The 12,077-nt window shown below is 73.9% G+C and carries 14 protein-coding genes; 5 read left to right on the top strand and 9 right to left on the bottom strand.

What is annotated here, in order from left to right; genetic code table 11:
- The first annotated feature begins 250 nt into the window (after positions 1–250).
- A complete protein-coding gene (locus GY42_RS19445) occupies positions 251–427 on the top strand; it encodes a hypothetical protein (RefSeq protein WP_160309415.1) in 177 nt (58 codons plus the stop codon).
- Between the two features lie 405 nt (positions 428–832).
- On the top strand, positions 833–1,621 hold the full coding sequence (locus GY42_RS11950) for an EI24 domain-containing protein (RefSeq protein ID WP_046529490.1): 789 nt from the start codon (positions 833–835) through the stop codon (positions 1,619–1,621).
- Here the strand turns inward: GY42_RS11950 and GY42_RS11945 are convergent.
- The 8 genes from GY42_RS11945 to GY42_RS11905 all read right to left on the bottom strand — a co-directional run bounded on the left by GY42_RS11945 (position 1,589) and on the right by GY42_RS11905 (position 8,251).
- Positions 1,589–2,164 carry a thermonuclease family protein gene (locus GY42_RS11945; RefSeq protein ID WP_052748360.1) on the bottom strand — a complete coding sequence of 192 codons (576 nt, stop codon included), beginning with the start codon at positions 2,162–2,164 and terminating at the stop codon, positions 1,589–1,591. The genes GY42_RS11950 and GY42_RS11945 overlap by 33 nt on opposite strands.
- 254 nt (positions 2,165–2,418) lie before the next feature.
- A complete protein-coding gene (locus tag GY42_RS11940) occupies positions 2,419–3,048 on the bottom strand; it encodes a hypothetical protein (protein ID WP_152667294.1) in 630 nt (209 codons plus the stop codon).
- Positions 3,049–3,297: 249 nt separating this feature from the next.
- Positions 3,298–4,191: a hypothetical protein gene (locus tag GY42_RS11930; RefSeq protein WP_152667293.1), complete on the bottom strand. Its 894-nt coding sequence runs from the start codon at positions 4,189–4,191 to the stop codon at positions 3,298–3,300.
- Positions 4,188–4,733, bottom strand: coding sequence for a DUF6318 family protein (locus GY42_RS11925; protein ID WP_046529487.1), 546 nt, complete (start codon positions 4,731–4,733; stop codon positions 4,188–4,190). Before GY42_RS11925 ends, GY42_RS11930 begins: the two co-directional genes overlap by 4 nt.
- Before the next feature lie 93 nt (positions 4,734–4,826).
- Positions 4,827–5,651 (bottom strand): hypothetical protein, encoded by an 825-nt coding sequence (locus GY42_RS11920; RefSeq protein WP_046529486.1) that lies wholly within the window; start codon positions 5,649–5,651, stop codon positions 4,827–4,829.
- Positions 5,651–6,643, bottom strand: a complete 993-nt coding sequence (locus GY42_RS11915) for a hypothetical protein (protein ID WP_152667292.1) — start codon at positions 6,641–6,643, stop codon at positions 5,651–5,653. Before GY42_RS11915 ends, GY42_RS11920 begins: the two co-directional genes overlap by 1 nt.
- Before the next feature lie 109 nt (positions 6,644–6,752).
- Positions 6,753–7,637, bottom strand: coding sequence for a PKD domain-containing protein (locus GY42_RS11910; protein ID WP_236686779.1), 885 nt, complete (start codon positions 7,635–7,637; stop codon positions 6,753–6,755).
- A gap of 11 nt (positions 7,638–7,648) precedes the next feature.
- The gene (locus GY42_RS11905) at positions 7,649–8,251 is read right to left on the bottom strand and encodes a DUF6318 family protein (RefSeq protein WP_046529484.1); all 603 of its coding nucleotides are present in this window, start codon (positions 8,249–8,251) and stop codon (positions 7,649–7,651) included.
- A gap of 108 nt (positions 8,252–8,359) precedes the next feature.
- On the opposite strand from GY42_RS11905, the gene GY42_RS11900 reads away from it, so the two are divergent.
- Entirely contained in the window at positions 8,360–9,136 is a 777-nt protein-coding gene (locus GY42_RS11900; RefSeq protein WP_046529483.1) for a DUF429 domain-containing protein, read from the top strand.
- A 60-nt stretch (positions 9,137–9,196) separates the two neighbouring features.
- Here the strand turns inward: GY42_RS11900 and GY42_RS11895 are convergent, their stop codons facing one another.
- Positions 9,197–9,808 carry a DUF4352 domain-containing protein gene (locus GY42_RS11895; protein WP_046529482.1) on the bottom strand — a complete coding sequence of 204 codons (612 nt, stop codon included), beginning with the start codon at positions 9,806–9,808 and terminating at the stop codon, positions 9,197–9,199.
- A 172-nt stretch (positions 9,809–9,980) separates the two neighbouring features.
- On the opposite strand from GY42_RS11895, the gene GY42_RS11890 reads away from it, so the two are divergent.
- Both GY42_RS11890 and GY42_RS11885 read left to right on the top strand, forming a co-directional pair.
- Positions 9,981–11,264, top strand: a complete 1,284-nt coding sequence (locus GY42_RS11890) for a sensor histidine kinase (RefSeq protein WP_052748358.1) — start codon at positions 9,981–9,983, stop codon at positions 11,262–11,264.
- A gap of 51 nt (positions 11,265–11,315) precedes the next feature.
- On the top strand, positions 11,316–11,963 hold the full coding sequence (locus GY42_RS11885; protein ID WP_046529481.1) for a response regulator: 648 nt from the start codon (positions 11,316–11,318) through the stop codon (positions 11,961–11,963).
- The last annotated feature ends 114 nt before the right edge of the window (positions 11,964–12,077 follow it).

Raw genomic sequence — 12,077 nt, 5'->3', positions numbered from 1 at the left:
GCGTCCCCGGTGCTGCGTCGTCGCGGCACCGGTGGGGCCATGATGCTCCGCTCATCAGCGCTGACGCGCGTTTCCGTGCGAATTCACCCGCGTTTCACGGTGTTCATTGTTCGACGCTTTGTTGGGCGATTGTCCGTGTGGGCATTCTCGGTCGGGTGTCCAGCGGGGGCGGACCCGGTGGGCTGGCTCGCCACCGGCGGGTTCGTCCCGTCGGCTGGCGTGTCGCCGGCCGCGGCGTGAGCGTGGGGGCATGAGCGAGGACACCGTCCACCCGGCGAGCCAGCGTCCCGAGACGGACGACCCCGAGAACCAGCCGCTGCCCGGTGCGCACGGCCCGGACGGCGATCCCGAGCCCGGAGACACGCAGGACACCGGCACCCGGCGCGTCTACCCGTCCGACCCGACGGGTGACGAGCCGACGCCCTGACGGAGCCGGCTGCGCTGATGAGCCACCGGCGCGGCCTCCGCACGAGCGACCTCACCGACCCCGTCATCGGTCGCTCGTCGCGGTGCACTCGCGCGACGGATGACGGTCTCGGGCGTCCGGCTCGCGACGGATGATGGTGACGAGCGGTCCCGCGTGCGACGGATGGCGGCGACGAGCTGTCCCGCGTGCGACGGATGACGGCGACGAGCTGTCCCGCGTGCGACGGGGACGGCGTCGAGCGGTGCCGCGTCCGGCGACCCCGTCATCGGTGGTGCTCGCGTCGGTCGTCGTGCGACCGAGGGCGGGGTCACCCGGTGGGTCGTGGGCGGGTCCGGTGGGAGGGCGGGCGACGCGTTGCGCCCCTGTCGGGCCGCGCCGTCCGGGGCGTCGTACGCTGCCGCCACCATGAGTGACTTCCTCGACGGTGCCCGGCTGCTGCTGCGCGGGTGGGGGTTCTGGCGGCGACGGACGTCGACGATGGCGCTCGGGCTCGTGCCCGCGGCGCTGGTCGGCGTCGTGATGGTCGTCGCGATCGGCGTGCTCGTGCTGAACCTGGGGCGCGTCGGCGACTGGTTGACCCCGTTCGCCGACGACTGGACCCCGTTCTGGGAGCGCGTGGCCGAGCTCGTCGCGCAGGCCGTGGTGCTCGCCGCCGCCGTCGTGCTGGTGGTCGTGACGTTCACGGCGTTGACGCTGACGGTCGGTGAGCCGTTCTACGACCGCATCTGGCGAGCCGTCGAGCACGACGAGACGGGTGCCGTGCCCGACGGTGACACGGGCTTCTGGCGGGGCGCCGTCGACGGGTTCGCCCTCATGGCGCGGGGGCTCGTGGTCGCGGTGCTGGCCGGCGCCCTCGGCCTGGTGCCCGTGATCGGCACGGTGACCGGGTGGGTCGCCGGCGTGCTGCTCACCGGTTGGGTGCTGGCCCACGAGCTCACGTCGCGCGCGCTCGTCGCCCGCGGCCTGTCGCGCGCCGAGCGCAACCGGCTGCTGCGTGCCCAGCGCAAGGTCGCCGTCGGGTTCGGCGCCGCCACGCAGCTGTGTTTCCTCGTGCCCGGCGGGGCGGTCGCGACCATGCCCGCGGCGATCGCGGGGTCGACCATGCTGGCGCACCGGCTGCTGGGGCTGCACGCGCCCGGTGCGGAGGCCGGCCCGGGGCTGTCAGTCGGTGGCGCCGCCGCAGGTGGCCGCTGACCACAGGCCTGCGCCAGCGTCCTGCGCCTGCTGCTGAGCGGCGCGCAGGTGCTGCTGATAGGCGTACGGCGCGGCGTAGGTGCGCTCCACCGCGTACCCCTCGGTGACCAGCACGTGGTTGAGGAGTCGACCGTCGGGCAGCCACACGTAGTCGAGCTCGCGGTCGTACTGGTCGAGCCTGTCCTGCGTCGGGTCGCCGCGCAGCGTGACGGTCTGCCCGTTCAGCAGTTCGCTGGTGCGCGCCGACGCCTCGGGCCCGAAGCACTCCACGGGCCGGTCGGGTGCGACGGACTCCGGGGTGTCGATGCCGATGAGCCGCACGCGCGTGTCGACGTCGGGCCGCGCGACGACGATCGTGTCGCCGTCGACGACGCGGACCACGCGGAACGGGCCCTCGACGTCCACGGGTGGAGTCGTCAGGTCGGTCGGGTCGACCGGCGCAGCCGCCGGTGCCGTGGCCGTGCCGTGCAGCCCGGGGAGCGCAGCGACCAGAGCGCCCATGGTGGTGGGACGTCCGAGCCCGATCCACGCGACGACGAGCATGGTTGCGAGGGCGGTGACGGCGCGGGTGGGGCTGGCCGAGCGTCGGCGGCGGCGTGAGTGCGGTGTCGGGGTCGCCCGTGGATCGCGAGCCGTCGGCGGGGTGCGGTCGGCGAATGCGGGGTGCCGGTCCGAGGGTGCACGGTCGGCAGGCATGCCGCTGCATCGGCGCGTCGGGGCGTCCGGTTGAGCAGGATCTGCGGGGTTCGATCAGCAGCTGGAGGGCCGGGTGCGCGCCGACGCCGCGTCCTGGTGGCTCAGCCGCCCTCGACGACACGCACCCCGTCGACCTGCCAGCCGTCGTCGCGCTGCGTGAGCGCCAGCGCCAGGACGAGGCGTTCCGGCGCCCCGATGTGCAGCTGATGCGCCCCTGGTGACTCTTCCCAGATCGTCGTCACGACGTGGTCAGCACCGACCTCGACGACGTACTTCCCGGCCGCTTCACGCCCGCCCCGTGCCGTGATGGCGTCGAACCTGTGACGGGCGACCGTGGCAGCGCCTGTGCCCGTGGAGTCGTCGGCGAGCGCTAGGTCGTCGACCTGCTGCGCGACGCTCTCGCACCATGCGCAACCCGGCGCCGCCCAGCGGCGCAGATCGGTGCTGTCACCGTCATTGAGGGCCGTCGCGAACACGTCGAAGAACTCGGCACCCGCAGCGGTGGCCGCCTGCACGTCCGGCTCCTCGCTCACCGCGACCGACGTCGGGGTCGCGGCGGGCCTCGACGGGGTGGTCGTGGCCGTCGTCGTCGAGGTCACCGGGGCCGCCGAAGGCGCAGCACCGGCCGGCGACGGGGACGGCCCGGTGCACGCGAGCATCATGGCTGTGAGTGCGGTGAGCAGGGCGGCCGCGGTGGCGGTCCGCCGGGCGCGGTGGGGAGGCGTCGGCATGGTCCCGAGCCTCGCGGTCCCGGGCCGCGCCGTGGGCGGGGTGCGACGCATCTGTGGGCGGCGGTGGTGCGCAACGAAGGTGTGGACGGCTCGGTGCCCGTGAGGTGGCAGGGGTGTGCTCGCCACCTGGGCGCCACGCGGGCGCGCTCGGTTCGTGTCGGAGCCGTACGCGGCACTCGAGACGCGTTGCGGAGGTGGGCGGTGCCCGCGCGGACGAGCACCTACCGGGCGGCAACGGGGCGGCGGTGTTCAGCAGTCGGCGGGCTTCGGTCGGGTGTGGCAGTGGGTGGCGACGAGGCGGGAGGTGCGTTCTTCGATGGTGAGGGGGGTGCTGGTGGTGGTTGTGGTGGCGGTGCCGTTGATGGTGTGCCAGGTGGTGGTGCCGTCGATGAGGTAGCGGCCGGTCCAGGTGGCGGTGAGGGTGATGGTGGCGGTGCCGGGGTGTTCGTACTGGTGGTAGACGTCGTGGTGGGGATAGGGGTGGCCGGGGCTGGTGGTGGTCAGGGTGTGGCCGTCGCCGAAGTCGTAGGTCCAGGTGGTGGGGGTGGCTTCGACGGTGATGGCGTGGCCGAGCAGGTCGGTGCGCAGGGTGACGGGGTCGGGGTCGGTGGTGACGATCGTCTCGATGTTGACCAGGACCCAGCCGCGGTCGGGTTGGAGCGTGAGGGCCGGGGCGGGCAGGGGCAGGCGTCGGAAGTCGGCTTCGGTGAGGGTGGGCAGCAGGTCGGTGTTGCAGCCGCCGAAGTCCAGGCGGGTCCAGGGGCTCCAGGGGCTGGTGGGGGTGGTGCGTTCGCGTCGCCACATGGGCCAGATGACGCTTTGGCCGGGGCCGGCGCACAGGACGGGTGCGTTGGGGGTGCCCTCGCCGTGGGGGCAGGTGCCGTCGCCCGAGCCGCGGATCCAGGTGCCGTCGGGGTTCTGACAGTTCGGGGCGCGTTGGTAGTCCACGAGCCGCTGCTCCAAGGGGATCGCCTGGTTCGCCGTCGCTGCGCTCTCCGTCGCGGGAAGCGTCAGTTCGGCGAACTGCCCGTTCTCGCTGAAGTTGCCGCGAATGTCGAGTGCCGCTGCCGGAGAGCACAGAACGGCGACGAGAAGCAGGGCGGCGGCGGACGCAAGAGCGTGGCGGCGGACGGACCGAGTCATCGTTCGCTCGTGTCGATGGCTTCGACGCTCCAGTCGCCGTCGTGGCCGAGGGCCATGGAGAAGACGAAGGAACCGCCACCAGCCGCGTCGTCTGGTGCCTGCTCAATCGCCAGCTCGGCGCCGTACAGGGAGCCCGGTGTGATCTCCCAGCCCCGGGTTGACGAGACGCTCAGCACGCCGTTCGGGTCGGGGCCCGAGACGGCGATGTCCTCGGCAAACTTGGCACACATGCGGCATGTGGGCGAGCTGATCGCATCCCACGGCGCACGATCACCCGTCGTCGCCGCAAAGTTCAGCACCTCGATCGCGTAGCCCGCTGCAGCCGCTGCGCCGTCGGCGTCGACCGTCGCCATGGCGTCGGGCCGCTCGGGAGGCGTCGCCGCGTCCGATGTCGGCGTCGCGCTCGGGGAAGGGGGCGCACTTCCGTCGGGAGTCGCAGACGTCGTGGGCTCGGGTGTCGGCGACCCCGTGCACCCGACGGCCGCCAGCGCGACCAGCCCCGTCGTCAGCACCGCGCGCATCGCTCGCCCCTGCATCCGCATGCCGGGAAGGTACCGGTTCGCGGCGGTCCGGCGAGGAGGGTTCAGCGGATCTGTGGACGGGCCGGGGCCGGGTCGAGGGCGAGGATTCATGGGTCAGGAGGGCATGTCGACGGTGGCCAGCGCGAGCGCGGCAGCGGCTGCGGCGTCCGCCGCGAGCACGTCGCGTGGCAGGTCGTCGCCGTCGAGGAGGCGCTGCGCGGCGTACAGCTGTGCTGGCCGCCCAGTGGGGTCGGCCAGCTGGGTGAGCGCGGCGCGGAACCCGGCGAGGTACTCGCGGTCGCGCCCGGCGGGCAGCGCGGCCAGTGCCGCCCGGGCGCCGGCCACCGGGCCGCCGGCGGTGTTGTGCAGCAGGACGAACGCCAGGTCGTACGGATCTCTGTCCTGCCGTCGGCCCAGTACGGCCGCCGCCTTGGCCAGCAGGTAGCCGCCGAGGTCGGCGAACGGCGCGTCCACGGTCGGCGACTCGGTGTCCGTCAGCGGGATCGGACGCATCACGCGAGACCCCAGCGCCGCTCCGGGCCCGGCGACGTTCATGACCGCCATCCGGTCGCAGCCGGGGACCGCGATCTGCTGCCCGACGTGGTCGAGCACGTCCACGAGCAGGTCGATCCGGATGGGCACCCCGTCGACGCTCGTCACCCACTGCCACGCCCGAGCGTCGCCGGTGGGCCGGAAGTCCGCCGCGTCGAGCGCACGCTCGAGCCACCCGAGGTCGAGCTCGTCGCGGTCGTAGACGACGCCGATCTCGATCACGAGGTCGATGTCGGCCGTCCCCTGGTGGGGTGCATCCGGCACGGGCGCCAGCAGGTCCGGGTTCAGGCCGCCGACGACGACGAACTCCTCGGCGTGCCCGTCGGCGTGCGCGACGAGGCGGGCGAGCGCGCGCTCCGCGAGGGTGCGCGTACGACGGTCGCGCATCAGAACCCGATCCTCTGCTCACGAAGGTGCGTCGCGTACTCCTCGGTGCGCACGCCGCCCCGGCGTCGCAGGTCCCCGTACAGCCGGACGTCGCCGACGGCCGGGAAGGGGTCGGCGGTCGCGGCGGCGCGCGCGAGCGGGAGGGTGTACCTGTCGGCGCGGATCACGCGCACCCGGACGCCGGTCTCGGCGCGGCGCATCCCCGCAGCCGCGAGCAGCGTGTCGATCGAGCCGTCGAACTCGGGGCCGTCCAGGTAGAGGTCGATGGGCGACGGCGTGGTCCCCAGGGGTGCGCGTGCGTCGAGCGCGACGAGCCCGGTGACGGCCCACGCCGACGGCGGCCAGGCGCGGGCGACGACGTCGGTGATCCAGGTCTCGGCGTCACGGACCAGGGTGTGGGCACCGACCGCGTCGTCGGCGCGCGACGCGTACCAGGTGCCCCAGGCGTCGAGGAGCGCGCCGCGTTCGCTCACCTCGCGTGCCGCGGTCGGGCCGCGGCGGGGGCCGATGGCCGTCGTCCAGCCCTGGGCGTCGAGGTACGCCAGGGCTCGCGAGGTGGCCCCGCGCGACACGTGCACCGTCGCGGCGAGCTCGTCGACCGGGGGCACTCTCGTCTCCCCGGTCGTGCAGCGTTGGAGCAGGTGCTCGGCGACGGCGGCTCCCGCGGCGGTGAATCGTGCGGGCGCAGCAGGCGGCGGGGCGGGCGGGCTCGGGATGCGGATGAGGACCGGACCGGCCGTGAGGTCGATGCCGCCGGCCTCGTCCGCCCAGCTGACGCCGCGTTCGGCGAGCAGCGCACGGCTGCCGGGTGACAGGCGGCGCGCCACGACGACGGGCGTCGCGTGCGCATCGACGGCGTCCTCGATGGTGCGCAGGGCGAGCGCGACGTCGGCGGGGTAGCCCTCGCCGGCCCACACCGGAACGAGGTGCTGTGCGTCGTGGTGCTCCAGGGTGACCGTCGTGCCGTCGATGGTGACCGGGCTAGTCGGCACAGCATCCCGCAGGGCGCGAGCGAGTGCGTTGGTTGCCCTGCGCTGGCTCGCCTCCATAGTTGTTCACTGTAACAGTGAACAACTCGGATGCGTGTGATCCGTGCCTCCGTCAGCAGTCGGCGGGCTTCGGTCGGGTGTGGCAGTGGGTGGCGACGAGGCGGGAGGTGCGTTCTTCGATGGTGAGGGGGGTGCTGGTGGTGGTTGTGGTGGCGGTGCCGTTGATGGTGTGCCAGGTGGTGGTGCCGTCGATGAGGTAGCGGCCGGTCCAGGTGGCGGTGAGGGTGATGGTGGCGGTGCCGGGGTGTTCGTACTGGTGGTAGACGTCGTGGTGGGGATAGGGGTGGCCGGGGCTGGTGGTGGTCAGGGTGTGGCCGTCGCCGAAGTCGTAGGTCCAGGTGGTGGGGGTGGCTTCGACGGTGATGGCGTGGCCGAGCAGGTCGGTGCGCAGGGTGACGGGGTCGGGGTCGGTGGTGACGATCGTCTCGATGTTGACCAGGACCCAGCCGCGGTCGGGTTGGAGCGTGAGGGCCGGGGCGGGCAGGGGCAGGCGTCGGAAGTCGGCTTCGGTGAGGGTGGGCAGCAGGTCGGTGCTGCAGCCGCCGAAGTCCAGGCGGGTCCAGGGGCCCCAGGCGGCGGTGGGGGTGGTGCGTTCGCGTCGCCACATGGGCCAGATGACGCTTTGGCCGGGGCCGGCGCACAGGACGGGTGCGTTGGGGGTGCCCTCGCCGTGGGGGCAGGTGCCGTCGCCCGAGCCGCGGATCCAGGTGCCGTCAGGGTTCTGGCAGTTCGGGGCGCGCTGGTAGTCCACGAGCCGCTGCTCGGGTGACGTCGCTTCGTTCGCCTGCGATGCGCGCGCCGCTTCGCGCACGGCAAAGAGCCTGAACTCGTCTCCGCTTGCCTGGCCGGCGCTACCGAGGTCGTCGGCGCGCGTGGGAGGTTGGCTCGCGGCCGATGTCGCAAGTACTGCGACCAGGGCCGCGGTCGAGACGAGCACGGTCAGAGCTCTCACGCATCCGCCTCGACGCTCAGGGCCTCGACCGTCCATCGACCGGACCAGCGAAGCCCCATCCTCAGAACGCGTCGAGTCTCTTCGCTCTCGGCGACGACATTGCCGGAACGGTCGTGAACCGTCGCGGGTCCCTCTGTCGCCTTCATCTCGACCGTGTAGGTCTCACCAGCCACCAGTTCGGTGGCGATCGCTTCACGGATCTCGACCTCGTAGCCGGTGGCGGAGTGCCCGTTGGCTCCAGCGGAATCGACCTGCGCCACGATGGCGGCGCACGTGGAGCACTCCGTCCCCGACATCGCAGAGAGCTGCGCGGGGTCACCGGAGACCCGGGCGTAGGTGTAGAGCGCCATGAAGTGCTCGGCGGCAGCTTTCGCGCCATCCAGGTCGCCGGCCGACATCGTCTCGGGTGCAGATGGAGCGGTCGGTGACGTCGACGGGCTCGGTGCGGGAGAACTGGTCGTCGCAGTCGGGGAAGCCGAGGTCGCGGCCGGCTCTGTCGGGCGAGGGGCTGACCCGCCCTCGCCCGAACAGCCAGCCAAGGTCAAGAGCGTCGCCAGCGTCAGAACCGCCAATGTCTCGCGTCGCCGGACAATTCGCATGCCGGGAAGGTACCGGTTCGCGAGGGTGCGGCGGTGAGGGTTCAGCCGATCTGTGGACGGCCCCGCCCGACCGGGCCACGTGTCGGCGCGGCGGTGTTCACTGGCCCGGTGAGCAGCGCAGGAACCGAGCGCGACGAGCCGCGCAGGTACATCGGCCTCGACCTCGCCTGGGGACGGACGGCCCGCACGGGCGTCGCGGTGCTCGACGGCGCCGGGCGGCTGGTGCACTCGTCGTCCGTGCGCACGGACGACGAGATCGACGCGGTCCTCGACCGGCACACGTCGGCGCGGGATGTCGTCGTCGCGGTCGACGCGCCGCTCGTCGTGCCGAACCTCACGGGGCGGCGGCTGGGGGAGGCGCTGGTGACGCGGCACTTCGGGAGGTTCCACGCCGGTGCGCACCCGTCGAACCGGGGCCGTCCGCACATGGACCCGCCGCGCGCCGAGACGCTCGCGCGGCGGCACGGCTGGTGCGTCGACCCCGACGTCCGGCCCGTGCCCGGGGTGTCCGTCGCGATCGAGGTGTACCCGCACCCGGCGATGGTCGTGCTGTTCGGGCTGCCGCGCGTGCTGCCGTACAAAGCCAAGCAGGGGCGGCCGCTGGCGGTGCGGCAGGCCGCGTGGGCGCAGCTGCTCGACCACGTCGAGGACGTCATGGGCGACACGCTCGGGCTCGGCGACGACGCACGGTGGGCGGCGATCCGCCACGAGGTCGCCGGGGCCGAGCGGGCAGTCGTGCTGGAGCGCGTCGAGGACGAGGTCGACGCGATCGTGTGCGCGTACCTCGCGTGGCTGTGGGGGACGCAGCGCGAGCGGATGGTCGTGCTGGGGACGGTGGGCGAGGGGTACGTCGTGGTGCCGGGACTGCCCGAGCCTGCGCCGTGACGCCGCACCAGCGGCGGGAGGGCGGCGCCGTGGCCGACGCGCCCTCCCGCCCGTCGCCGCTCAGCCCAGCGTGACCTCGACACCGCCCGAGAACGGCGAGTCGTGCAGCTCGACGGTCGCGGGAGCGGCGTCCGTCGGGACGTCGAACACGACCGTGCCCTGCACGCTGTTGCCCGGGTTGATCTGGTTGAGGAACGACTGCGCGTCGCCCAGGTAGATCGCAGCGCCCGTGTCGGCGGAGTGCGTGCGGCCCAGCGTGTCCGTGAGCTTCTGACTGCTGCCGTCGAAGTACTGCGCCTCGTCCCCGATGTTGGTCACGGTGACGTGGACCAGCAGGAACTGCCCCTGCGCGTCCTCGCCGAACATGTCGTCGCCGACGCGCGTCACGCCCGGCTCGACCCCGGTGACCGTGAACTCGAACTTGCCGTCGCGGACCGGCGTCCCGATGCCGGCGGCGGTGCTCGCCGGGCTCTCCTCGGCCGGCGGGCCGTCGCCGGCCGGGGCCGACGCGGCGGGCGACGCCGGCGGAGCGTCGTCGCCACCACCGCCCAGCGCGCTCGCCACGGCCACCACGACGACCACGGCGCCGAGCGTCGTCAGGATCTTGTGCCGCGCGAACCACGAACGGCGGGGCTGCGGGGCAGGGCTCGGGTCGGGGACGGGCTGGCTCATCACGGGGCTCCTCGGGTGGGTGCTGTCGGTCGGCACCGATCCTTCGGCGGCGGGGGTGGCGCGCGGGTCGCCCGACCGGCTCGACGTGCCCAGCCGGACGGACGACGGGCGGCGGCGTCATCGAGCCGTTCGGCCGACGTCGTCGTCGGCGCGGGCCTCTACGCTCCGGACCATGGCCGACGCCCCCGTGACCCGGACGACCCCGCGTGGGGTGCCGTGGTGGCGGCCTGCGCTCGCGCACGCGGGGACGGTCGTCGCCGTGGTCGTCGCGCTGTTCTTCGGGATGGCGGACGCGGCGTTCGCGGGTGGCGTCCAAGGCGTCTCCGGGCTGCGGCTCGTGCTGGCCGTCCTCGGCATGGTGGCGGCCGTCGCCGCGGCGGTGGCCCTCGTGTGGCGGCGCCAGCACGCGGTGGCGATCTGCCTCGCGGCCGCGGGGGTCGCCGTGGTGCTGCCCGTCAGCGGGTGCGCGGCGCTGCTCGCGCTGCCGTGGGTGCTCGCGTCGGAGCGCACGCGCACGGCGGCGGGGTGCACGGTGGCGACCGGGGCGGCCGTCGTGGCGTCCCTCGCCCGGGACTGGGCGCGCGACGGTGCCGACGTCATGTGGTCCGTGGTCGACGAGGCCACGGGCCGGCGGTCCTACCTGCCGGCGGGTGGGTACGTCGCGTTCGGCGTCGTCGCGCTCGGGCTCGCGGTCGCGGCCGGGCTCGTGCGCCGGTCCGGTGCCGCCGCGCGTGCGGCCCGAGAGGTCGCGGCCGACGAGGCGCGACGCTCGGCGCAGCTGCGCACGCAGGCCGACCACCTGCGCACCGAGCTCACGCGGCAGGATGAGCGCGAGCTCATCGCGCGCGAGATGCACGACACCGTCGCGCACCACCTGTCGCTCGTCTCGCTGCACGCCGCTGCGTTGGAGGTCACCGCCGACGACCCCGGCACCGACGTGCCCGAGGCCGCCCGGTCGATGCGCTCGTCGGCGCACCGCGCGCTCGAGGAGATGCGGTCCCTCATCACGACCCTGCGCACCGCCGGGGACACGCTCGCCGAGCAGTACGCCGGGCCCGCGCCGCGGCTCGCCGACCTACCGATCCTGCTGGACGACGCCCGGGGCGCCGGTGTCGACATCGGGGCGACAGTGTTCGTCGACGGCGGTGACGCCGCGCCACCCGCGCTGACCCGTGCCGTGTACCGCGTGGTGCAGGAGGCGCTGACCAACGCGATGAAGCACGCGCCCGGTGCGCGCGTGCACGTGGACCTGCGGGCACGGCCCGGCGACGGCGTCGACGTCACCGTGCGCAACGCGCTGGCACCCGCCGACGCGGGGCGCGTGCCGCCGTCGGCCGGTGCGGGGCTCGTCGGCATGAGCGAACGCGCGCAGGCGCTCGGCGGGCGGCTGACCGCGGGCGTCGAGCGCGACGAGTACGTCGTGCGGGCGCACCTGCCGTGGGCGGCCGGCGCCTGACCCTCCCGCGGACCGGCCCACGGTGTCCGCCGGGGTCGGTACGGTCGCCGCATGATCCGGGTGCTCGTGGTGGACGACGACCCGATGGTGCGGCGCCTGCTGCGCACCATCCTGCGGCCCGACGACGTCGAGGTCGTCGCCGAGGCCGCCGACGGTGACGAGGCCGTTACGGCGGTGCACGCGCACCACCCCGACGTCGTCCTCATGGACCTGCGCATGCCGCGCGTCGACGGCATCCGCGCGACCGCGGCCCTCGCCGCGCTGCCCGACCCGCCCGGCGTCGTCGCGATGACGTCGTTCGACACCGAGAGCGCGATCCTCGACGCCGTGCACGCCGGCGCCGCGGGCTTCCTCGCCAAGGACTCCTCACCCGAGGACATCGTCGCCGCCGTCCGAGCCGTCGCCGCCGGGGACGGCTGGCTCTCCGCGCGGGCCGCGCGCACCGTGATGACGCAGGTCAGCGCCGACCCCGCCGCGTCCGGGCGGCGCGACGCCCAGGAGAAGGTGCGGACGCTCACCGAGCGCGAGCTCGAGATCGCGCACGCCGTCGCGGAAGGACTGTCGAACGCCGAGATCGCGCGGCGCGTGTTCGTGTCGGAGGCGACCGTGAAGACGCACCTCGCCCGGGCGATGGACAAGGTCGGTGTGGGGAGCCGGGTGCAGCTCGCGGTGCTGGTGGACCGGGCGGGGATGGGGTGAGGGGGCGTCGAAGCGTCTGTTGCGCCGTGACCGCGGGATCACCCCCAAGTCCCGAACGTGGAGGGTGCGTGCGTGGCACCATCCCCGTGTCGACGTCCGTCTGACGGGGCCCAT

The organism is Cellulomonas sp. FA1 (assembly GCF_000986825.1).
GTDB classification, from domain to species: domain Bacteria; phylum Actinomycetota; class Actinomycetes; order Actinomycetales; family Cellulomonadaceae; genus Cellulomonas; species Cellulomonas iranensis.
Note: the sequence above shows the minus strand (reverse complement) of the source record. Positions and strands in the feature narration are given on the sequence as shown.

Excerpts from the sequence above, each read along its gene's own strand:
- GY42_RS19445 (WP_160309415.1), top strand. The coding sequence starts at position 251 with ATGAGCGAGGACACCGTCCACCCGGCGAGCCAGCGTCCCGAGACGGAC.
- GY42_RS11950 (WP_046529490.1), top strand. The coding sequence starts at position 833 with ATGAGTGACTTCCTCGACGGTGCCCGGCTGCTGCTGCGCGGGTGGGGG.
- GY42_RS11945 (WP_052748360.1), bottom strand. The coding sequence starts at position 2,164 with ATGCTCGTCGTCGCGTGGATCGGGCTCGGACGTCCCACCACCATGGGC.
- GY42_RS11940 (WP_152667294.1), bottom strand. The coding sequence starts at position 3,048 with ATGCCGACGCCTCCCCACCGCGCCCGGCGGACCGCCACCGCGGCCGCC.
- GY42_RS11930 (WP_152667293.1), bottom strand. The coding sequence starts at position 4,191 with ATGACTCGGTCCGTCCGCCGCCACGCTCTTGCGTCCGCCGCCGCCCTG.
- GY42_RS11925 (WP_046529487.1), bottom strand. The coding sequence starts at position 4,733 with ATGCGGATGCAGGGGCGAGCGATGCGCGCGGTGCTGACGACGGGGCTG.
- GY42_RS11920 (WP_046529486.1), bottom strand. The coding sequence starts at position 5,651 with ATGCGCGACCGTCGTACGCGCACCCTCGCGGAGCGCGCGCTCGCCCGC.
- GY42_RS11905 (WP_046529484.1), bottom strand. The coding sequence starts at position 8,251 with ATGCGAATTGTCCGGCGACGCGAGACATTGGCGGTTCTGACGCTGGCG.
- GY42_RS11895 (WP_046529482.1), bottom strand. The coding sequence starts at position 9,808 with ATGAGCCAGCCCGTCCCCGACCCGAGCCCTGCCCCGCAGCCCCGCCGT.
- GY42_RS11890 (WP_052748358.1), top strand. The coding sequence starts at position 9,981 with ATGGCCGACGCCCCCGTGACCCGGACGACCCCGCGTGGGGTGCCGTGG.
- GY42_RS11885 (WP_046529481.1), top strand. The coding sequence starts at position 11,316 with ATGATCCGGGTGCTCGTGGTGGACGACGACCCGATGGTGCGGCGCCTG.